The organism is Pseudoalteromonas espejiana DSM 9414 (assembly GCF_002221525.1).
Classification (GTDB): Bacteria; Pseudomonadota; Gammaproteobacteria; order Enterobacterales; family Alteromonadaceae; genus Pseudoalteromonas; species Pseudoalteromonas espejiana.
In genome coordinates, this window is sequence record NZ_CP011028.1 from 441,900 (window position 1) to 464,288 (window position 22,389).

The 22,389-nt window shown below is 41.0% G+C and carries 13 protein-coding genes; 9 read left to right on the top strand and 4 right to left on the bottom strand.

Annotated features, from left to right (window positions below):
- The first annotated feature begins 10 nt into the window (after positions 1–10).
- The 9 genes from trmJ to PESP_RS02005 all read left to right on the top strand — a co-directional run bounded on the left by trmJ (position 11) and on the right by PESP_RS02005 (position 8,739).
- Complete coding sequence (gene trmJ, locus PESP_RS01965) at positions 11–739, top strand: tRNA (cytosine(32)/uridine(32)-2'-O)-methyltransferase TrmJ (RefSeq protein ID WP_089346538.1); 729 nt, start codon at positions 11–13, stop codon at positions 737–739.
- A gap of 232 nt (positions 740–971) precedes the next feature.
- Positions 972–1,463 (top strand): Fe-S cluster assembly transcriptional regulator IscR, encoded by a 492-nt coding sequence (gene iscR / locus PESP_RS01970; protein ID WP_004585770.1) that lies wholly within the window; start codon positions 972–974, stop codon positions 1,461–1,463.
- Positions 1,464–1,487: 24 nt separating this feature from the next.
- On the top strand, positions 1,488–2,705 hold the full coding sequence (locus PESP_RS01975) for an IscS subfamily cysteine desulfurase (RefSeq protein ID WP_089346539.1): 1,218 nt from the start codon (positions 1,488–1,490) through the stop codon (positions 2,703–2,705).
- A gap of 42 nt (positions 2,706–2,747) precedes the next feature.
- Entirely contained in the window at positions 2,748–3,131 is a 384-nt protein-coding gene (gene iscU, locus PESP_RS01980) for a Fe-S cluster assembly scaffold IscU (protein WP_089346540.1), read from the top strand.
- A gap of 9 nt (positions 3,132–3,140) precedes the next feature.
- Positions 3,141–3,464 (top strand): iron-sulfur cluster assembly protein IscA, encoded by a 324-nt coding sequence (iscA, locus tag PESP_RS01985; protein WP_006791976.1) that lies wholly within the window; start codon positions 3,141–3,143, stop codon positions 3,462–3,464.
- A gap of 113 nt (positions 3,465–3,577) precedes the next feature.
- Entirely contained in the window at positions 3,578–4,105 is a 528-nt protein-coding gene (gene hscB, locus PESP_RS01990; protein WP_089346541.1) for a co-chaperone HscB, read from the top strand.
- Between the two features lie 41 nt (positions 4,106–4,146).
- Positions 4,147–6,009, top strand: coding sequence for a Fe-S protein assembly chaperone HscA (gene hscA, locus PESP_RS01995; protein WP_089346542.1), 1,863 nt, complete (start codon positions 4,147–4,149; stop codon positions 6,007–6,009).
- Positions 6,010–6,019: 10 nt separating this feature from the next.
- Positions 6,020–6,358: an ISC system 2Fe-2S type ferredoxin gene (gene fdx, locus PESP_RS02000; RefSeq protein ID WP_089346543.1), complete on the top strand. Its 339-nt coding sequence runs from the start codon at positions 6,020–6,022 to the stop codon at positions 6,356–6,358.
- A 953-nt stretch (positions 6,359–7,311) separates the two neighbouring features.
- Complete coding sequence (locus PESP_RS02005; RefSeq protein ID WP_089346544.1) at positions 7,312–8,739, top strand: NAD-dependent succinate-semialdehyde dehydrogenase; 1,428 nt, start codon at positions 7,312–7,314, stop codon at positions 8,737–8,739.
- Between the two features lie 296 nt (positions 8,740–9,035).
- Here the strand turns inward: PESP_RS02005 and PESP_RS02010 are convergent, their stop codons facing one another.
- The 4 genes from PESP_RS02010 to PESP_RS02025 are packed head-to-tail and all read right to left on the bottom strand — an operon-like array spanning position 9,036 to position 22,364.
- A complete protein-coding gene (locus tag PESP_RS02010; RefSeq protein ID WP_089346545.1) occupies positions 9,036–10,697 on the bottom strand; it encodes an HD family phosphohydrolase in 1,662 nt (553 codons plus the stop codon).
- A complete protein-coding gene (locus tag PESP_RS02015) occupies positions 10,669–12,882 on the bottom strand; it encodes a CHASE2 domain-containing protein (protein ID WP_245852124.1) in 2,214 nt (737 codons plus the stop codon). Before PESP_RS02015 ends, PESP_RS02010 begins: the two co-directional genes overlap by 29 nt.
- A 14-nt stretch (positions 12,883–12,896) precedes the next feature.
- Positions 12,897–13,745, bottom strand: a complete 849-nt coding sequence (locus PESP_RS02020; protein ID WP_174694368.1) for an MBL fold metallo-hydrolase — start codon at positions 13,743–13,745, stop codon at positions 12,897–12,899.
- A 3-nt stretch (positions 13,746–13,748) separates the two neighbouring features.
- The gene (locus PESP_RS02025; RefSeq protein ID WP_089346546.1) at positions 13,749–22,364 is read right to left on the bottom strand and encodes a beta strand repeat-containing protein; all 8,616 of its coding nucleotides are present in this window, start codon (positions 22,362–22,364) and stop codon (positions 13,749–13,751) included.
- Positions 22,365–22,389: the final 25 nt, after the last annotated feature.

The following is a 22,389-nucleotide window of genomic DNA, read 5'->3' on the forward strand; positions in this document are numbered from 1 at the left end:
TAGCACAGCAATGATCTTAGATGATATTCGCATCGTTTTAGTTAACACCTCACACTCTGGCAATATTGGTTCAGCGGCTCGCGCCATGAAAACCATGGGCTTATCAAAACTGTATTTAGTAGACCCTGCCTGTGAAGTAGATAGCCATGCAAGCGCACTTGCAGCTGGCGCTACCGATGTATTAGGAAATGCGGTTATTGTTGACACTGTAGCTGATGCCATTGCTGATTGTGCATTAACAATTGGTACAAGTGCTCGCTCGCGTACGCTTTCGTGGCCTATGGTTGAGCCACGTGAATGTGGAGAAAAGCTTGTTGAAGAGGCTGTAAATGGCCCAGTAGCGCTTGTATTTGGTCGTGAAAATAGCGGCTTAACTAACGAAGAGCTTCAGCTTTGTAATTACCATGTATGTATTCCTGCAAATCCAGATTACAGCTCACTTAATTTAGCAATGGCAGTACAAACGCTAAGCTATGAAACACGCATGGCGTTTTTAAATCAGCAACCTAAAACAGAGCAAGCCGATGACGATGCGGCTTACCCAAGCTCAAAGCAAACAGAGTTGTTTTACGACCATCTTGAAGAAACACTCGACAACACAGGCTTTATTATTAAACAGCACCCAGGTTTAGTAATGACTAAGCTGCGTCGATTGTTTAACCGTGCACGCCCAGAAGAAGCAGAATTAAATATACTGCGCGGTATTCTTACCTCAATAAATAAATCTATTCCTAAGTAAGGTATAGCGATTGGTTATAAAAACCACGGTTAAAAAGCTCGCTAATACTTGACTAAAACACTCAGGTAATTACAATACACATAATACTTGACCAAAAAGGTCAGGTATTAAAAATTTGTTAATGTACTTAGCTCAAAGCAAAGTGCGTTTTAATCAAATTTTTATCAAGTGATAATACTTGACTATTTTACTCTGGTAATTAAAATTTGCACTCTTTTGTGCGGGGGGCGTTATGAAGTTAACATCTAAAGGCAGATATGCCGTTACAGCTATGCTGGATGTTGCACTACATGCGAGTGTAGGTCCTGTAGCCCTTGCTGATATTTCACAAAGACAAGAAATTTCTTTGTCTTACCTTGAGCAATTATTTGCCCGTTTACGTAAAAATGGTTTAGTGAGCTCTGTTCGCGGCCCTGGTGGTGGTTATTTACTAGGTCGAGAAGCAGCCGTTATCTCTGTTGGCGATGTCATTAGCGCCGTAGACGAGTCGGTAGATGCCACGCGTTGCCAAGGTGCCGATACCGGGTGTCAAAGTGGTATGCGATGCTTAACTCATAACTTATGGTCTGATTTGAGCGCACGCATAGAAGAATTTTTAAATAATATTACCTTAGCTGAATTGGTGGAAAAATCGGATGTGAAAGAAATTGCATCTCGCCAAGATAACAGCATCAATAATGCAATTAAGCAGTTGGAAAACATTCAAGTAAGCTGTCAACTTTAAGGTTGACCTGCAGCGGAGAGAGAAATGAAGTTACCGATTTATTTAGATTACGCAGCGACCACGCCTGTTGACGAGCGTGTTGCAAAAGAAATGATGCAATGCCTTACAATGGACGGTAATTTTGGTAATCCTGCGTCACGTTCGCACCGTTTTGGTTGGCAAGCTGAAGAAGTGGTTGACCAAGCGCGTACAGATATTGCCGATTTAATTAATGCCGACCCGCGTGAAATTGTTTTCACTTCGGGCGCAACAGAATCAAACAACCTTGCAATTAAAGGTGCTGCACAGTTTTACAAAAAGAAAGGTAAGCACGTTATTACCGCTAAAACTGAGCACAAAGCAGTAATCGACACATGTCGTGAGCTTGAGCGTCAGGGTTTTGAAGTAACCTACATGGACGTTGAAGAAAACGGCCTGCTAGACCTTAAAAAGCTTGAAGAAACAATGCGTGAAGACACTGTTCTTGTAAGCATCATGCACGTAAATAACGAGCTAGGTGTAATTCAAGACATCAACACTATTGGCGAAATGTGTCGCGAACGTAAGATTATGTTCCATGTAGATGCAGCGCAAAGCGCAGGTAAAGTATTAATCGATGTACAACAGCTTAAAGTTGATTTTATGTCGTTCTCAGGCCACAAAGTATATGGCCCTAAAGGTGTAGGTGCACTTTACGTTCGTCGCAAACCACGTGCTCGCTTAGAAGCACAAATGCACGGTGGCGGCCATGAACGTGGTATGCGCTCTGGCACACTAGCAACTCACCAATTAGTGGGTATGGGTGCAGCATTTAGAATTGCTAAGCAAGACTTTGAAAAAGATCACGCACATATCAGCGCACTACGTAAACGCCTAATTGACGGCATTATGGCTGATATGGACGAAGTATACTTTAACGGCGCACAAGACCAGTCAGTACCAGGTATTGTAAACATCAGCTTTAACTTTGTTGAAGGTGAGTCGTTACTCATGGCAGTAAAAGACATTGCGGTATCATCAGGGTCTGCGTGTACATCAGCAAGCTTAGAGCCTTCATATGTACTACGCGCACTGGGTCGTAACGACGAATTAGCACACAGCTCAATTCGTTTTAGTATTGGCCGTTTTACTACCGAAGAAGAAATTGATTACACCGTTGAATTAATGAAAAACTCTATCGGTCGCCTACGCGAGATGTCTCCTTTATGGGAAATGCATCAAGAAGGTGTTGATTTAGATTCAGTTGAATGGGCTCACCACTAATACGTGTGAGCACCTACCGTAGCAGGTAATGAGGATAGAATTATGGCTTATAGTGATAAAGTAATCGACCACGTAGAAAACCCACGTAATGTTGGTGTTTTAGACAAAAGTGATCCGTCAGTGGCAACGGGTATGGTTGGCGCACCAGCATGTGGTGACGTAATGAAATTGCAAATTAAAGTATCGTCTGAAGGCGTTATTGAAGATGCAAAATTTAAAACATACGGTTGTGGCAGTGCAATTGCTTCATCTTCACTTGTAACAGAGTGGGTTAAAGGCAAAACATTAGACGAAGCAGCAACAATAAAAAACACTGATATCAGTGCAGAGCTTGAATTACCGCCAGTGAAAATTCACTGTTCAATTTTAGCCGAAGATGCAATTCAAGCAGCAATTGCTGATTACAAAAGCAAACAAGCGAAGTAAGAGAAACTCATGGCAGTGACATTGACAGATGCGGCAGCAAACCGCGTACAATCATTTTTAGCAAACCGCGGTAAAGGTTTAGGCCTGCGCGTTGGCATTAAAACGACGGGCTGTTCAGGTCTTGCTTATGTACTAGAGTTTGTTGATGAGCTTAACGAAGACGATGAAACCTTCGCAGCTAAAGGCGTTACCTTAATTGTTGACGCCAAAAGCTTGGTTTACATTGATGGCACCGAGCTTGACTACACCAAAGAAGGCTTAAATGAAGGGTTTAAATTTAATAATCCTAATCAAGCCGACGAGTGTGGTTGTGGCGAAAGCTTTACTGTTTAAGCTCAAACTTGTTTTGAATACCTAAGTTACTTGGGTATAAATAAGCCCTGCCAGTAATTGTAGGGCTTTGTTATTTGTGAAATTTGTTTTTCTAAATTTTATTGGTTGAAGCTATGCGTTACTTTGAGTTATTTGCAATACCGGTTGATTACAATATTGACTTGGCAACAATAAATAAGCATTACCTAGAGCTGCAGCGCGCAGTGCACCCCGATCGTCATGCTAATGCGAGCAGTCGCGATAAGCTTATGGCCGTACAAAGTACCGCTGAAATTAACGACGCACTACAAACTCTTAAGCACCCAGTAAAACGTGCTGAATATATGCTTAGTGAGCTAGGTGTAGATATTCGTGCTGAGCAACAAACACTGCAAGATCCTATGTTCTTAATGCAGCAAATGGAGTTACGTGAAGAGTTAGAGGAGCTTGAATCAGCGAGTGATCCTGATGTCGCTATCGCCAATTTTGAATCACAAATAAAGCAACTAAAAGCCCAATACAGTAATGAACTTGCCGAGCAACTTGCAAGTAACGACGAGGCGCAATATCAACAAGCTGCTGACAACATTCGCAAATTAAAGTTTGTATATAAACTAAAAGACGAACTTGAGCGCATTGAAGACAGTTTATTTGACGATTAATTACTTGCTGCAAAGCGAGCAACACGAGTTTAAAGAGCATTATGGCATTATTGCAAATTGCTGAGCCGGGGCAGAGCGCGGCACCACATGAACACAAATTAGCAATAGGTATTGACTTAGGCACCACTAATTCGCTGGTTGCGACGGTACAAAGTGGCGAAGCCCGCACATTAACAGATGACCTTGGCGCAGCGATGTTACCATCGGTTGTGCGTTACCAAGCAGGTGGCATTACCGTAGGCAGTGATGCAGCACAGGCTGCAACACAAGACCCAGCAAATACACTTATTTCAGTTAAGCGCTTTTTAGGTAAAACACAGGCTGAAATTGAACAAAGCTACGGCCAGTTGCCGTACCAATTTTGCGAAGACAACGGCTCACTAGCTATTGAAACCGAAGCTGGAAAAATCAGCCCAGTAAAAGCATCTAGCCATATTTTAGCGGCGCTTAAAGCCCGTGCAGAGCAAAGCTTTGGTAACCAAGAAATTTTAGGCGCAGTAATTACTGTGCCTGCATACTTTGATGACGCACAGCGCCAAAGCACCAAAGACGCTGCAGAACTTGCAGGCATTAACGTATTACGTTTATTAAATGAGCCAACAGCCGCAGCCGTAGCTTACGGATTAGATTCGGGGCAAGAGGGCATCATTGCGGTATACGATTTAGGTGGCGGTACGTTTGATATTTCAATACTTCGCTTACATCAAGGTGTGTTTGAAGTTATGGCAACTGGCGGCGATTCAAGCTTAGGTGGCGATGATTTTGACTCATTATTAGTAGATTACTTTAAAAAACAAACTCAAGTAACGAGCTTATCTCCTTCAGTACTACGTTTGTTTATTAACAAAGCGAAAGCCTGTAAAGAAGCGTTAAGCCAATACGCTAAAGTAAATGTAGTGCTTGAGTTTGACGAGCAAAAACACACCGTAGAAGTAACCCGCGAAACCTTTGACGAGCTGGCTATGCCACTTGTTAAAAAGACGCTTCGTTCTTGTCGTCGTGCTGTAAAAGATGCCGGTATTGAAAACGAAGAAGTACTTCAAGTCGTTATGGTGGGCGGTTCTACACGTATGCCACTGGTTCGTAGTCAAGTAGAAAGCTTTTTTGAAAAAGAGCCACTTACCTCAATCGACCCTGACCGTGTAGTCGCACTCGGTGCTGCATTACAAGCTGATGTTTTGGTAGGTAATAAGCCAGATTCAGACATGTTATTACTTGATGTATTACCACTGTCGCTTGGCCTTGAAACCATGGGTGGATTAGTCGAAAAAATAATTCCACGCAATACCACAATACCAGTTGCCCGCGCACAAGAGTTTACTACGTTTAAAGATGGCCAAACCGCCATGTCTTTACATGTGCTACAAGGTGAGCGCGAACTGGTTGACGATTGTCGCTCATTAGCTAAATTTAGCTTAAAAGGTATTCCGGCGATGGCCGCAGGTGCTGCGCACATTCGTGTTACCTTTAAAGTAGATGCTGATGGTTTGTTAAGTGTGTCAGCAATGGAAAAATCAACAGGCGTGCAAGCTGAGATTCAAGTTAAACCATCGTTTGGTTTATCTGATGACCAAGTAGCTAACATGCTTAAAGAGTCTATGAGCAACGCTAAAGACGACATGCAAGCGCGTATGCTTAAAGAGCAACAAGTAGAAGCATTACGTGTAATTGAAGCGCTTGAAGCGTCACTTGCTACCGATGGTGATTTGCTGGATGATATTCAACTTGCTAACTTGAAAGCTGAAATAAGCGAACTTGCTAAAGTGCGCGAAACAGCACAGCAGCCAGGTGATATTAAAGCCGCAATTGAAAAAGTAGATAATGCTAGCAGCGATTTTGCCTCACGCAGAATGGATGCATCAATTAAAAAAGCCCTTACTGGGCAGTCAGTAGACAACGTTTAAAGAGGTTAGAATGCCACAAATTATTTTTCTTCCCCATCCGGAATTATGTCCTGACGGTGCAGCACTTGAAGCGCCAGCGGGCGAAACCGTCCTCGATGTGGCCCTTAAAAACGGCATTAGCATTCCACACGCATGTGAAAAATCGTGTGCATGTACCACGTGCCATTTAGTAATTCGTGAAGGCTTTGACTCGCTAGAAGAAAGCGATGAGCTTGAAGACGATATGCTAGATAAAGCATGGGGCCTAGAGTCAGAATCGCGCTTAGGTTGCCAAGCTATAATTAGAGACGAAGACTTAGTGGTTGAAATACCTAAGTACAATCTCAATATCGTTAATGAAGAGCACTAGTTTTTAATTAACGAAAAAGTTTTAAAAGCCGCTGTTTGATACAGCGGCTTTTTTGTTTTTAAGCACTGCGCGTGACAGTAAGCGCATAACTTGCTGGCGCGACGCGCAAAGCGCGTAATTTTATTGAGCTATTGTTTATTTTTAACAATAGAAGCTAATGCTTCTCACGTGAGCAAGCTCTACGTCTACAACGAAGTTATTAGCACTACGCATGACTGTAGGCGCACAGCTTGCTGGGACGACGGGTAAAGCGCGTAATTTTATTGAGCTATTGTATATTTATAATAATAGAAGCTAATGCTTCTTACGTGAGCAAGCTCTACGTCTACAACAAAGTTTAGCATTGCGCATTAATGTAAGCGCACAACTTGCTGGGACGACGCACTAAGCGCGTAATTTTATTGAGCTATTGCTTATTTTTAACAATAGTAGCTAATGCTTCTTACGTGAGCAAGCTCTTCGTCTACAACAAAGTTTAGCATTGCGCATGACTGTAGGCGCACAGCTTGCTGGCGCGACGCGCAAAGCGCGTAATTTAATTGAAGTTTATTTTTAACAATAGAAGTTAATACCTCTCACGTGAGCAAGCTCTACGTCTACAACGAAGTTATTAGCACTGCGCATGACTGTAGGCGCACAGCTTGCTGGCGCGACGCGCAAAGTGCGTAATTTTATTGAGCTATTGTTTATTTTTAACAATAAAAGCTAGCGCTTCTTACGTGAATACGCTTTTAGTCTAAAACGAAGTTGAGCACTGCGTGTGACTGTAGGCGCACAGCTTGCTGGCGCGACGCGTAAAGCGCGTAATTTTATTGAGCTATTGCATATTTTTAATAATAGAAGCTAACGCTTCTCATGTGAGCAAGCTCTACGTCTACAACGAAGTTGATCATCGCATGCGATTGAAGGCGCACAGCACAATTTTTAATTAAACGGTAATATGGAGGTGTATTTTGAGTAATCTTATTTTTTCTGACTCGTTTATTAATGGTGAATTTTATAAAACCAGCCAACGCTTTAGCGTTGACGACCCCGCTACCGAAAAAAGTATCGTTGAAGTAAGTGATATTGATGAGCAAGGTGTAAATAACGCAATAAGTGCTGCTCAAGGTGCCTTTGTAAAGTTAAAATCGACCAATGCGACCGAGCGCAGTGAAACACTAATGCGTTGGTATGAGCTTGTAATTAAGCATAAGCAAACACTAGCAGAGCTTATGACAAAAGAGCAGGGAAAACCGCTCAAAGAGTCTTTAGGCGAAATAGATTACGGTGCTGGATTTATTAAATGGTTTGCAGAAGAAGCCAAGCGAAGCTACGGCGATGTGATCCCTCCAACCGACAATAGCCACCGTTTAACCAGCTTTAAACAACCTGTAGGTGTTGTTGCAGGTATAACGCCATGGAACTTCCCTGTTGCTATGGTGACACGTAAAGTAGCCCCTGCGTACGCGGCAGGATGCAGCTTTATTTTAAAACCTTCTGAATATACGCCTTTGTGCGCTATTGCTTTGGCTTACCTTGCCGATCAGGCGGGTTTTGTTAAAGGTGCATTTAACGTGCTTGTATCTCAAGATGCAAAAACAGTAGGTAAAATGCTAACAGACTCTGAGGTTGTGCGTAAATTTACTTTTACCGGCTCCACTGGAGTGGGCAAACAGCTGCTTTCGCAATGTGCAGATACAATTAAACGAACATCTATGGAGCTTGGTGGTAATGCGCCGTTTATAATTTTTGATAATGCCGATATAGACGAAGCAATTGAAGGCCTAATGGCTGCTAAATTTAGAAACAGCGGCCAAGCGTGTGTTGCTGCAAATCGTATTTTTATTCAGCGCGGAATTTTAGATGAAGTACTTAGTAAAATTTCACCAAGGGTAGCTGGGTTAAAAGTTGCCAATGGCTTTGATAAAGAGGTAGAGATTGGCCCGTTAATTTACCCTAAAGCTAAAGAAAAAGTACAGCAACTGGTAAAAGATGCACTTGATAAAGGTGCTAACCTAATTGGTGATAACAGTGATTTAGGTGGTAGTTTCCAAAACCCACTTATTGTTACCAACGTGACAACCGACATGGATATATACCATGAAGAGGTTTTTGGCCCAGTATTAACGGTTATTCCTTTTGATGAAGAAAGCGAAGTACTTACTCTGGCTAATGATGTGCCTTATGGCTTAGCTGCTTACTTTTACAGTCAAAATATTAAGCAAATTTACCGCATTAGCGAAGGGCTTGAATTTGGCATGGTAGGTGTAAATGAAGGCGTTATATCAAACCCTGTCGCACCGTTTGGTGGTGTTAAGCAATCAGGATTAGGCCGAGAAGGTGCTCATCAAGGGCTCGATGAATACTTAGAAGAAAAATACGTTTGTATTAAAATTTAATACTAACCATACACGCAAAAGCGGTATTAGCAATGAGTTAATATTTACGTATTTATACACTTGTATTTTAAATTAAATATTTATTTTCAATTGGTTGAGTATACTTTATTAACCTAATGGGGTTATATAAACAGCACCTTTTTATTGCTAGATATAACCCTTAGTGCTACATTTACGGCATAATTTTTGTTTAAAAGTAATCAAAAATAACAGAATTTCTACTTGTAGAAATAACCCGTGTGTAAATGCCACCGCAAGGTGGCATTTTTTATGCTAAAAGTATTAGCGAAAAGAGGTTATTTTATAGGTGAGTAGCCAGGCAATGTTGTAAGATCAACATGATCGAGTTGCTCTGGATTAGCAAAATCATTAATGTACTGCTTATAAATTTCACACTCTACAAATACAGCAAAAATATCCGCATCTAGGTGGTTATCTTCGACCATTCGGCCCAAAATTGTTAAACATTCACTTACCGGTTTTGCTTTTTTGTAAGGTCTATCTACTGCAGACAGAGCTTCAAATATATCAGCAATAGCCATTAACCTTGCTGGAATCGACATTTGATCTTTTGTAAGCCCTTGCGGGTAGCCAGTACCGTCGAGCTTTTCGTGGTGCCCTAATGCATACTCAGAAACATTACTTAAATGTTTAGGGAAGGGGAGTGTATCTAAAATACTTTTAGTTACATCCATATGGCGTTTCATTACCTCACGCTCGCCGAGTGTTAAGGTTCCGCGTCGAATTTGTAAGTTTTCTACTTCGTCTTCACTTAATAATGGAGTTTGCTTTTCGTTTATTACAAACTGATATTGTGATGCAATTCGGTCAATATTAGCCACATCTTCATCAGATAAAAACTCGCCACCTACGTTCACTCTTTGTAAAAATGCACGGTCTAAAGAAAGCTGTTTTAGTTCTGTGTCTAGCAGGCGCTCAAACTGTAATACTTCAATTGGCCTGTTGAGCTTCATTGCCGATATTATTTGTTTTTGGTAGTCGATTTCCAAGTCGCGTTTAATTATTTCAAACTTGGTGTCAATGTATTCAATACGATCAAAAATAGTTTCTAACTTAGTCGACTTTTCCATTATGTGATCTGGGGTCGCTATTTTACCACAGTCATGGAGCCAGCCTGCAATATCAAGTTCATGACGGTCTGAGTCACTCATTACGAATGTGGCTAATGGACCCTTATCAGTATTATGTACAGCATCTGCAAGCATTAAGGTTAAAGCTGGCACGCGTTTACAGTGCCCACCGGTATGTGGGGACTTTTCATCAATTGCCATCGCAATGGTTTCTACAAAGGTAGAGAACAACTCTTCCATTCCTTTAATCAACGTTGAGTTGGTTAAAGATATAGCCCCTAATGAGGCAAATGAACGAATGAGTGTGACTAGCTCATCGCTAAAGGGGATGATGTTGCCGTGTTGATCTTTAACGTTGATCAGCTGGATCACACCAATAATATCATCGGTATGATCTTTTAATGGAATTGTTAGCATAGATTGCGTGCGGTAGCCCGTGCGGGCATCCATGTTACGTGCTGCGCTCATATCAAAAGGAAGTGCGGCATACACGTCAGGAATATTTATAACGTCACCAGAGTTAACTGCATGTGCAACAATAGCGGTTTCGTTTTCTTTGCCATCTATAAACAGATCTATATTTGGAAAGTCTACAGGCTCGCCTAATTCCCCTCCTAAGTAGAGGTTTAACGATTTATTAATAACAGTTTCAAACTTTAGCTGTTTATTCTCAGTAACAGAGTAAATAGTCCCTGCATCAGAGTGAGAGATAGACATAACTACTTTTAGAATTTCCTCAAGTAATTTACTTGCATCCTTTTCTGTTGTTAGCCTAATGCTAATATCAATAAAGTGATGAAGGTTTGTTCTATCTTTAATGTACTCTGACATATTTTTACTACTTTGTTTTGTGAATAAAGGCGCCATTCCAATCCTGTGCTAAAGTTTGCAAATCGGTTTTTTTAATTCGGTTAATAAAAATGTGGTAAATGTGATCGCTCAGTAGAGCAGTGTCACTTAACTCTTCAAATAGTGCTAATGCTTGTTGCCAATTTTTATTATTGTAATGCTGCATAGCGGTGAACGACTTTTTAATTTCAAGTAGATGGCTTTCATTCAGCTCTGCTGTAAAGTTTATAGGTTCGTAAAGCTCAGTCGCTTTTTCTTTACCAACTACTTGTACTTTATCAATTAAACGAAAAGTAATATGCGGGCAAGCCAACATTGTATCTTCAGTAACCAGAATAGCTACCCCGTAAAATTTGGTCAAGCTTTCTACTCTTGACCCTAAGTTAACCGCATCACCAAGTACCGTATACGCTTTTCGATATACTGAGCCCATATCGCCAACATTCATATCGCCTGTACTTAAGCCAATACCAATATTTATTGGTGGGAGCTGTTGTTGTGCAAACGCGTTATTAATACTATCGAGCCCTTTAACCATAGCCATAGCAGCCTCTACACCATGCTGTGCATGCTTGCTATCTTCAAGCGGCGCATTCCAAAAAGCCATAACCATATCGCCTACGTATTTATCTATAGTGCCGTTGTGAGCAAAAATAACCTCCGTAGTAGCAGAAAGATATTGATTTAAATAGTCACTTAATTGATTAGCTGTCATCCCTTCCGATAAAGGCGTAAAGCCTCTTATATCAGCAAATAATACGGTCATATTACGTTTAACGCTTTGTTGATTTAATTGATTACCTTGACGTATTAGCTGATCAATATGATCGGGCGGTACATACTGGTTAAACATAGATTTAATTTTACGGCTATGCTTCATTTCTGCGATTGATCCTATAAAAACAAAGTACGCCGCTAATAATGCTGTAAGCAATAAGGGGGTAAATAAAGGTAGGCTAATTTTTTGCACTGACCACAAATAAAAATTTATGAATACAATAAATGCAGCCACCCCAAGAGAAAGCAAAACAATATAACGCGCGCTTTTACGAAAGCTCAATACTGATAATAAGCAACCCGTAAGCGTAATAATTAACAGCGTAGCGCCTAAAGACCAATTGGGCTGCGAAGGTAAAATTTCTGGATGAAGTAACCCTTCAAAAATATTGGCATGCACTTCAACACCGGGATACTGTAACCCAACAGGTGTTGCTCTCAAATCAGCTAAACCTATTGCGGAGGTACCAATAAATACAACGCTCCCCTCTAATTGCTGCTCAGCTACTTTTTCTGTTAGTACGTCGGTTGCAGAATAATATTGAAAGCTTTTTGCACGGCCTTTATACGGTATAAAAATTTGACCGTATTCATCGGTTTGGATCCAGTGCTCATGAAATTTAACCCCTTCAAAAAAAGTAAGGCTACCTTGGGTACTGGCGCGTGTTTCTATACTGTTTGCTAGCGTATATAAACGAGCGGCCTCAAGCGCAAGGGAAGGGTACAGCTTATCACCTACTTTGTTTACAAGAGCGGCTTTACGAATAAACCCATCGTTTTCACTATGTGCGTTTATAAAGCCATTACCCGTCGCACTATTTTGCAATAGAGGTATATTTACAGTGGCGCCTAAAAACGCAGTTACTTGCGTGTTACTTTGCTCACTTTGCGGCCATACAATACTTGTATCTGGAAGAGGGTTACGTTGTTTGTAAGTATCGTTGTTTAATAAAAAGCCTAATACTGTATCGTTATTACTTAATGCTTTAGCAAAGGTTGTGTCTGCATCAACTTGCTGTTTAATATCATCTAGCGCTAAGTTATATGAGCTTAATAAACCAGGCACCCTTGATTGAATTTGATTAATCGGGTTTATTTCTGGTTCTGAAAAAAATATATCAAATGCTATTACTATCACTCCAGCGTTAGTGAGCTTAGTCACAAGTTCAGCCATTTTTGCACGACTCCACGGGAAGCGACCCTGTTCCAACATGGTTTTTTCATCTATATCGATGATAATAACGGTTTCGTCTATCTTTCTAGGAGTGTTAGGTAGAGTGAGTAATAGCCTTGAGTCGTAAATAATGCCTTCAACTCGATTAAGCAACTTGGCCAATGCACCGGTAGAAAATAGCTCTATTGCAGCTATAAGTAGAGTAATGGCTAAGCCTATAAACAAGTGCCGATAAATTTTTGGAATATACACGCGAGAAATAACCGTTAATCCTTTATTGGTGCAAAATCAAAAGTTCGGCCTTCTCTGGCGCACTCAATATTTATGTGTTTCCCATAGCTCGCTTGTAAATGCGCTTCTATTGCTAATAGCTCGTTATCGGTTCTTGCTGGATCGTGGCTTATTATGGCTAAATTTTTAACCTGTGCTTGAACTGCTAATTCGGCTACCTGTTTAAATGTGCTGTGTCCCCAGCCGTGCTTTAAAGGTAAATCATCATTTGTAAATTGAGCATCGTGAATTAGTAAGTCAGCGTCTTTTATAAACGCTGCCCATTGTGTAATGGTTGTTTTAACGGAGCCTGGTGGATCTAATTCGTTATCAGTTACATAAGCTATTTTTTTGCCGTCTGCATTTACACAATAAGCGGTTCCCCCTCCTGGGTGATTAAGTGGTGCAGTGAACACGCTAAAATTATTAATAGTAAAGGTGTTTTGTAAAGCAAGCTGGGTGTTTAGGGTAATACTTGCGGGCAAGTTTTGGTAATTAACAGGAAAAAAAGACCCTGACATTTGCGTTAAAATACCATTTTTACTCTGCTCGTCATCTACGTCACCAACTACAATCGTTATGTCACGGCCAGCTTGGTAAATCGGCTTAAAAAAAGGAAAGCCTTGTATATGATCCCAGTGGTTATGCGTTAATAATATTGCAATGGGCGAAGATTGATTTAATAGTGTTTCACCAAGTTGGGCGATGCCTGTACCTGAGTCTAATATAAGGCTATCGCCATTAGATTGCTCCACATAAACGCAAGAGGTGTTGCCACCAAATAGGTGCGTATGCTTACCCGGTGAAGGCATAGAGCCTCTTACGCCATAAAATTCAACTTTCATAATTTAAGGTTTGATTCCGTCGGGGTAAAAGTTAAATTTAGATACGCTGACGTTATTTGAAGCATTATCAAAACACGTACTGCTTAGTACAATTTGGGTATCAGTTTGTAATAGCATTGATGTAAATGTGTGCGTGCTATCGCATTGCTCTGCTAGGTAGTAACCAAGAGCGCTTGTTCCAAATAAAGTGTCAATTGTGCCGTCAGCTAATATACGTGCAATCATGCCCTTTGATTCACTCATGCCAGATAGAACTATATTGCCTGAAGTATCTAACGATGCATCAATCACTTTTGTATCGGAGCTTGGTGATAACTGATATTGCCCCACACCACTTGTGGCAAAGCTTGTATCTAAGCTGCCATCAGCAGCTAACTTTATAATAACTGCTTGATTAGGCGTTGTGCCTTCGTTTGCAATTAAGTAAAGATTTGCTGCGCTATCGGCCAATACTTTTGAAGCGCTATCAGTTATATCTGCAGTAATACGGGTATCTGTATAAGTAAATATTTCATTAGCATCATCGTCGACTTTTAGCATTATTAATTGTGAATCACTGCCAGATACTTGCTTACCCGCTATAAATATATCTTTATTTATATCTATATAGAGTGTTTCAAAAAACTCATTGATGTTGCCGTAATAAGCCCCGCTGGTGCCAAAGCTATTCTCTAATTTGCCATCACTTTTTAACATAGTCGCAAATGAGCGGGTAACACTTAATGCATCAGTAAATGAGCCCACAGCAACAATATAGCCACCGCTATCTATAGCGACATCAGTAAAGTTTATATCGCTATTTAAAATATCTACCGTAGTGTAAATACCCTCAGTAGCAAAGCTGTCATCTAAGTAACCATCTTGGTCTACTTTTGCTATAAAGCCTTCTTCAGTTAAACCATTTATTTGCGTTCCAGCAATGATGATACTGCCATCAGCAAGCTCTTTTAATGTAACAGTTTTAAACGCTACATTTATGTTGAGCGCTTTAATTCCATCAATGCTAAAGCTGGTATCAAGAACTCCAGCACTCGTATAGCGAGTTAAAACCAGCTTATTAGTTGTATTAAATTGTGCAACCGAGGCGCTTAAATATTTATTAGCTTGAGTGCCGTTTTGTAGCTGTAGTAAGCTCATTGACTGATCGTCTGAGCTAATGGCTAAATTATTTATGCTTGTATAGCCATCAGTTGAAAAGTTGGTAAACAGGCTTGCATCATTAGTTACTGAGGTTATAAAAGGCTCATTAGTCGAGTCGTTAAATTTACCAGAGAGCCATACGCTATCATTTTCATCAATAGTCATAGCATTAGCTGATTGATTGCTGATGAAGTTTGAAATTATATTAACGCCCGAAACACCGTAACTCGTATCAAGCTCTCCGTTACTTACAGATACGCGGGCTGTAAATAGTTGCTCATTTTGGGTGGTATCAGAGGCTTCAATACCCGTAGTGCCTGAAAGTATTAGCTGATTACTCATCGGCGCATATTTTACGCCAGTAATTTGTGCACCGCCGTTACCAGTGCCAGAGTTTCCATCAATATTATAAATTGCGATACCTTCATTGCCAATATTCTCATCAATATCGCCATTGCTATCAATAGAGATCATCACAGCTTCTTTTTCACCTGATGAGCGAGTAATGTAACCTCCCAAATAAGCAGTAAAATTAACCGCGTCTATGCCAGCAATAGCAAGTAGCTCATCGTCACCTTCTTCATCAGATAAGTCTATTATAAGCGCATCGCCAGAGTTAAAGCTTCCGCTATTGTTGCCATCAGGAATAAGGTATCTGACAGTTGCATCTAAATCGTTTTCCTCACCTATGGTGCTTCCCACTACCAGTAACTCAGAGTTACCAAAGTTTTTAATTGCATGCGACTCGTCATCATCGTTATTTCCGCTTACATCAACAATACCTGGGCTACCCGCTTCAAAAGCGAGAGTTGACACATCGTATTTAAGAAATAAACTGTCTTTATCTAGGCCGTTTACCGAATAGCCTACGCCTTGTACTTTATTATCTGTGAATTCAAGGTCGTTTATTGCAGATTCACTCGCAAGCGTTGTACATTTAGTACCTGAGTTGCCGTCACCTGAATTTGTACTAACAATACCAGTCACACTCATTTTTAATAAACACGCTTCGGTTTCTGTTCCATCAAAGCTTGAGTAGCCAATAAATAGCTCACCATTACCAGAGGTGATAGCAGTGCCTTTTTCATCTTCACCTAGGTCAATAGTTTTAAAACCAGTGCCATTAAATGCAGTGTTTACATCGCCGGTATTTGTGTAAGAGGCAACAATAATATCTGCGTCTGAGTTGTTATTGTAACCAACAAAATAAAGGTTGGTATTAAGCTCAATACTGTCGTTAAATTCACCGTCAGAAAAAACACGCGAAAGGTCTATTTGCCCACTTAGTGGCCGCCCAAACGTATTATCTTCCACGGGAATTAGTGGGTCTTCTTCGTCAATAATATTTACAGTAGCTGTTATAGTCGTGGTTTCATTTGGAGTGCCATCATCAGTAATATTAATATTTACAGTATGTTGTGTAGCCGTTTCATAATTGAATGGGCTAGTACCATTTGCACTTAATTCCCCGCTAGTGCTATTAATATTAAATAGCGCTGTTTCGCCGCCACTTAAGCTAAAGTTGAGAGTGTTACTTTCAATATCAGAGGCTGTAATAGAACCAACTACTTCACCATCTGTTGCATTTTCTCCAATAGAGAACGTTTGGTTGAGCGCTTCTGGGGCATCGTTAATTGGTGTAATAGTAATGGTTAAGTTACCTTGCACATCGTCGGTACTATCACTTAGCGTATAAGTAAGCGTTGCAACACCCTCGCTGTTTAAGGCCGGCGTGTATTTAACTTGGTTACTTTCAACACTTGCACTACCAATATCAGCTGTCACAGCGGTTATTGAAAGAGTATCGGTTACATCTACATCGGTGTCGTTACTAATAACATCAATGGTTGTTTCGGGTGCGTCTTCATTAATAGTGGCAGTATCCGATATGGCAACTGGGGCATCGTTAACGGGAGTTACGGTAATAGTTAGCACGCCGCCGGCTGTATCTGTACCATCACTTAAGGTGTAATTAACGACAGCTTGGCCATTAAAGTCGGCTTCAGGTGTGTAAACAATGTTACTACCAGAAACAGTTACTGAGCCGGTAATTGCATTTACTGAACTGATCGAAAGTGTATCGTTTTCTATATCCGTATCGTTACTCAGAACATTAATACTGGTTGCTGCTGCATCTTCTAAAATAGAGGCGGTGTCGGGGTTTGCTACAGGGGCATCGTTTACTGGGGTAACCGTTATTGTTAACTGGCCAGTTGCCGTATCAGTGCCATCACTTAATGTGTAGTTTACAGTAGCTTGACCACTAAAGTTGGCAGCTGGCGTATAAATTACATTATTACCTGAGCTTGAAACCGAGCCAGTGCTTGCACTTGCAGCACTAATAGAGAGGGTGTTGCCCTCCACATCGGTGTCATTACTAAGCACATCAATACTTGTTGCAGCAGCATCTTCTAAAATAGTAGCTGAATCTGCATTAGCCACAGGAGCATCGTTTACTGGTGATACTGTTATTGTTACTACGCCAGGTGCTGTATCTGTGCCATCAGATAAGGTGTAATTTACAATAGCCTGACCATTAAAGTCTTCACTCGGTGTGTAAACAACGTTGCTTCCAGACACCGTAACTGTTCCATTACCAGTAGTGGCACCACTGATTGACAGTGTATCGTTTTCTATATCTGTGTCGTTAGCGAGCACGTTTATATTAGTTGCTGCTGCATCTTCCAAAATCGTTGCTGCGTCAGCGTTAGCTACCGGGGCATCGTTCACTGGGGTGACCGTTATTGTTAACTGGCCAGCTGCTGTATCGGTGCCATCACTTAGGGTGTAACTTACAGATGCTTGGCCATTAAAATTAGCCGCTGGTGTATAAATTACATCAGTACCTGAGCTTGTAACGCTTCCCGATGTTGCACTGACAGCGCTGATAGAAAGCGTATCGTTTTCAACATCAGTATCGTTAGCGAGTACGTTAATATTTGTTGCTGCGGCATCTTCTAAAATAGTGGCTGTATCAGCGTTAGCGATAGGTGCATCGTTAACTGACGTAATTGTTATATTGAGCGTACCAGATGAAGCCGCATTCCCATCACTAATTGTGTAAGTAACAGTTGCAGTGCCATTGTAATCAGCTTGAGGAGTATACTGCACTTGATTACCAACAATATCAGCGCTGCCTATGTCAGCTGAAACGGTTGTAATAGTGAGTGTGTCGTTTTCAATATCGGTATCGTTAGCAATAACATTTACAGTTGTGGCGTTATCTTCATTAATGGTGACTGTATCGGTATTTGCTATTGGTGTGTCGTTTACCGCTGTTACAGTAATACTAAGAATGCCTGTAGCTGTATCGGTGCCATCACTTACTGTGTAATTAATTGTTACTTGGCCGTTAAAGTTAGCCTCTGGCGTGTAAGCAAGGTTACTACCGGCTACAGAAACATTACCTGTAGTGGTAGTCGCGGCACTAATTGAAAGTGAGTCACTTTCAGGGTCTGTATCGTTGGCCAATACATTAATATTAGTGGTTACGGCATCCTCGAGGATGGTTGCTGAATCAGGGTTAGCAACAGGGGCATCGTTAACGGGTGTAACTGTTACGGTTAATACACCGGCAGCCGTATCAGTTCCATCATTTAATGTGTAATTTACGATTGCTTGCCCATTAAAATTAGCCGCTGGTGTATAAATTAAATTATTGCCCGACACAGATACTGAACCCGAGCTTGTGTTTGCCTCACTAATAGAGAGCGTATCGTTTTCTACATCTGTGTCGTTAGTAAGCACATTAATATTTGTCGCTGCGGCGTCTTCTAAAATAGTCGCTGCATCAGGGTTTGCAATGGGTGCATCGTTTACAGGCGTTACCGTTACAGTGAGTACGCCAGCTACGGTATCGGTGCCATCACTTACTGTGTAATTAATAATTGCTTGGCCGTTAAAGTTAGCCTCTGGCGTGTAAGCAAGGTTACTACCGGCTACAGAAACACTACCTGTAGTGGTAGTCGCGGCACTAATTGAAAGCGAGTCACTTTCAGGGTCTGTATCGTTGGCCAATACATTAATATTAGTGGTTACGGCATCCTCGAGGATGGTTGCTGAGTCAGGGTTAGCAACAGGGGCATCGTTAACGGGTGTAATTGTGATGGTTAATACACCGGCAGCCGTATCAATGCCATCACTTAATGTGTAACTTACGGTTGCTTGCCCATTAAAATTAGCCGCTGGTGTATAAATTAAATTATTGCCCGACACAGATACTGAACCCGAACTTGTGTTTGCCTCACTAATAGAAAGCACATCGTTTTCTACATCTGTGTCGTTAGTAAGCACATTAATATTTGTCGCTGCGGCGTCTTCTAAAATAGTTGCTGTATCAGGGTTTGCAATGGGCGCATCGTTTACAGGCGTTACCGTTACAGTGAGTGCGCCAGCTGCTGTATCGGTGCCATCACTTATTGTGTAATTAATAATTGCTTGGCCGTTAAAGTTAGCCTCTGGTGTGTAAGCAAGGTTACTACCAGCCACAGAAACACTACCTGTAGTGGTGCTTGCTGTACTAATAGAGAGAGTGTTGCCATCCACATCGGTGTCGTTGATGAGTACATTAATATTTGTCGCAGCAGCGTCTTCTAAAATAGTCGCTGCATCTGGGTTAGCCACGGGAGTATCGTTAACGGGGGTAATCGTTACTGTAAGCGTACCTGTAGTACTTTGTGTACCGTCACTAATAGTGTAAGTAACGCTGGCAGTACCATTATCGTTTGCAGCAGGTGTATATTGAATTTGGTTATTAACAATAGACACACTACCAACATCACTTACTGCTGAACTAATCGTTAAGTTATCACCATCTATATCAGTATCATTACTTAGTACATTTATTAAACTTGCTTGTGCATCCTCAGCAATTGTAATGCTATCGGAATTTGCCACCGGTGCGTCATTAGTAGGGGATATAGTTATTTGTAAATTGGCGCTGGCACTCGCCTCATTTCCATCTGATATTGTATAAGAGACAATGGCAACCCCATTACTGTTAGGGTTAGGGCTATACTGAACTTTATTTTCAACAATCGATGCCGAACCAAATTCAGTCATAACATTTGTTATTGTTAAATTGTCACCGTCAATGTCGGTGTCATTCACAAGTACATCAACCAAAATAGGCGCTGCATCTTCTACCATAGACGCACTATCAGCAGAGGCTACAGGTGTGTCATTTACGGGCAATATAGTAAGTGAAACGGTGCCACGACTTGTTTGTGGCGCATCATTCGCAATGCCATCAGAAATTGTATAGGTTAGGGTCACTTCACCAAAGTAATTGGGCTCAGGTGTATACTCAATATTATTATTTACAATTTGGGCTGTACCCACTGTGTTGCTAATACTTGTAAGTGTAATTGTATCGCCATTGGCATCAGTATCATTATCTAATACGTTAAGCGTTGCAGTAGGGCTGTCCTCAGGCAGTGTATATTGATCGTCATTTGCTTTTGCTGGTGAATTAGAACCCGTTTTGCTTAATACAACTTGCGCTGTTGCTGTTAAGCCTTGTTCATTTGAAACTAAGTAGGTGAAGCTATCTACATCTAATGCATCTGAATTGGGTTGATAGGTAAATGAGCCATCACTGCTTAATAGCAATGTGCCACTTTGAACATCAACAACAGGCGTTTGATCAACCGTTAAGTCACCAGGTTCTATGTTTACATCATTTTTAAGTAAACCATTATCAGCAGAAACACTTAAAGTTTGATTATACTGAAATTGATACTCATCATTTTGAGCGACCGGGTTATCTGGTGTGCTATTGATTGTAAGTGTAACAGTTGCGGTTGCGGTTGCGCCAAAAGCATCAATTACTTGATATTGAAATTCATCAACGCCGTAATAGTTTGCATCTGGAATATACGAAAAACTACCATCAGTATCTAAAAGTAGCTGCCCATGAGTGGGGGAAATTACATAGCTATCATCAATGATAAAAGTATCATTATTAGGGTCTGTATCGTTTGCAAGTAATCCTTGGCTTGCATTAACAATAAGAGTTGTGTCTTCATCAACACTGTAGTTGTCGTTCGCAGTTGTTGGCGGACTATTTTGATCTAGCGCGTTAATAGTAACGCTTGCAGTAGCTTGTGCGCCTAAAGCATCAATAATACGGTACTCAAACGTATCAGTGCCTTGCATATTGGCACTTCCTACATACTCAAAGCTGCCATTACCATTAAGGGTGAGCGTGCCTTTAGTCGGTGAGCTAACTGCTGTTGTATCTACGGTAAGTAAATCTAGGTCTATGTCGCTGTCATTCGCTAATAACCCAGGTGCTGTTACTACTAAAGAACCGTCGGCGGTTATGTTATAGGTATTATCAAGTGCTATTGGCGCATCATTAACGGCATTAATAGTTATTTCTACAATGCCTGTGTCGGTCATGCCTAACTCATTGATTACCTGATAGCTAAACGCGTCATTGCCATTAAAGTTGGTGCGGGGTGTATAAGTAAAGTCGCCATTTTCGCTTATTGTTATATTACCGTGTTGTGGGCTAACGGCTACAGTGCTGTTTACATTCAAAGTACCTTGATATTCATCGCTATCATTAATTAACACGTTGCCTTGTAATGCTTGGTCTTCATTAACGTCAAATAAATCATTTGCTGCTTTTGGAGCAAAATTTAGCTCACCTCCAACAGGTGCCACATTAATTACTTCTGCAAAACCACTTTCGCCACTACCATCTATGCCTGTAATTAAAATTTGGTAACTTTTTTCAGTAAGCGTGTCGCTAATACTAAAGCTTGTATCCGCTATGCTTAAAAATTGCTGACCATTTTCGAGGGCATTTACATTATTGGTTGTTACGCCTGCTTCGGTAGCTAAATAAACGTTGTAACGGTTTAAGTTTTCGTTAGCTTGCCATGATAAGTTAATAGTTTGCCCATCTCGCTGCGCAGTAGTTCCTTCAATTTGGTACGGCTGCCAACTTACGGTTATCGCATCTGCAAGTACTTGGTTATTAAGATTATCAGTAACCCATATTTCTAGGCGTAGATCGCCAGGATCAACGCCGTAAAAATAAGGGCTAAGCCCTATAACCGATAGCTCAAATTCGCTACCACATGCTTGCGCGCATATCGGCAAGCTTTTATTTACACTAGGCAGTACTAAATTCACTGCACTTATGCCATCAGGGTCTGAAACATTGAGTAAAAACGTTATATTGCCCTGAATAACTTCGTTTGACTGTGAAAGGGTAAATGATGCTAAAGAGTTCGCAAGTGTTGCCCCTACAACGCCCCTATTAGATGCTACAGCACCTGAAACTTGGGTTTTTGTTGTAACTGTTTGGCCTACCACACCGGTAAGATTAATTGTTTCAGTAGATGGAGTAGGTGAGACCTGCTCTACGGGAGCTTGTGCTGTATCTTGTTGTGAAGTTTCTTCAGAGCCTCCACAAGCGCTGAGCAAAAAAACCATTGAACCGAGCAAAAAAAGGTTTTTTGCTGTCATTCTACATACTCCAATAAAAGCTTAA

Excerpts from the sequence above, each read along its gene's own strand:
- hscA (WP_089346542.1), top strand. The coding sequence starts at position 4,147 with ATGGCATTATTGCAAATTGCTGAGCCGGGGCAGAGCGCGGCACCACAT.
- iscU (WP_089346540.1), top strand. The coding sequence starts at position 2,748 with ATGGCTTATAGTGATAAAGTAATCGACCACGTAGAAAACCCACGTAAT.
- iscA (WP_006791976.1), top strand. The coding sequence starts at position 3,141 with ATGGCAGTGACATTGACAGATGCGGCAGCAAACCGCGTACAATCATTT.
- PESP_RS02010 (WP_089346545.1), bottom strand. The coding sequence starts at position 10,697 with ATGGCGCCTTTATTCACAAAACAAAGTAGTAAAAATATGTCAGAGTAC.
- PESP_RS02025 (WP_089346546.1), bottom strand. The coding sequence starts at position 22,364 with ATGACAGCAAAAAACCTTTTTTTGCTCGGTTCAATGGTTTTTTTGCTC.
- hscB (WP_089346541.1), top strand. The coding sequence starts at position 3,578 with ATGCGTTACTTTGAGTTATTTGCAATACCGGTTGATTACAATATTGAC.
- fdx (WP_089346543.1), top strand. The coding sequence starts at position 6,020 with ATGCCACAAATTATTTTTCTTCCCCATCCGGAATTATGTCCTGACGGT.
- PESP_RS01975 (WP_089346539.1), top strand. The coding sequence starts at position 1,488 with ATGAAGTTACCGATTTATTTAGATTACGCAGCGACCACGCCTGTTGAC.
- trmJ (WP_089346538.1), top strand. The coding sequence starts at position 11 with ATGATCTTAGATGATATTCGCATCGTTTTAGTTAACACCTCACACTCT.
- iscR (WP_004585770.1), top strand. The coding sequence starts at position 972 with ATGAAGTTAACATCTAAAGGCAGATATGCCGTTACAGCTATGCTGGAT.
- PESP_RS02020 (WP_174694368.1), bottom strand. The coding sequence starts at position 13,745 with ATGAAAGTTGAATTTTATGGCGTAAGAGGCTCTATGCCTTCACCGGGT.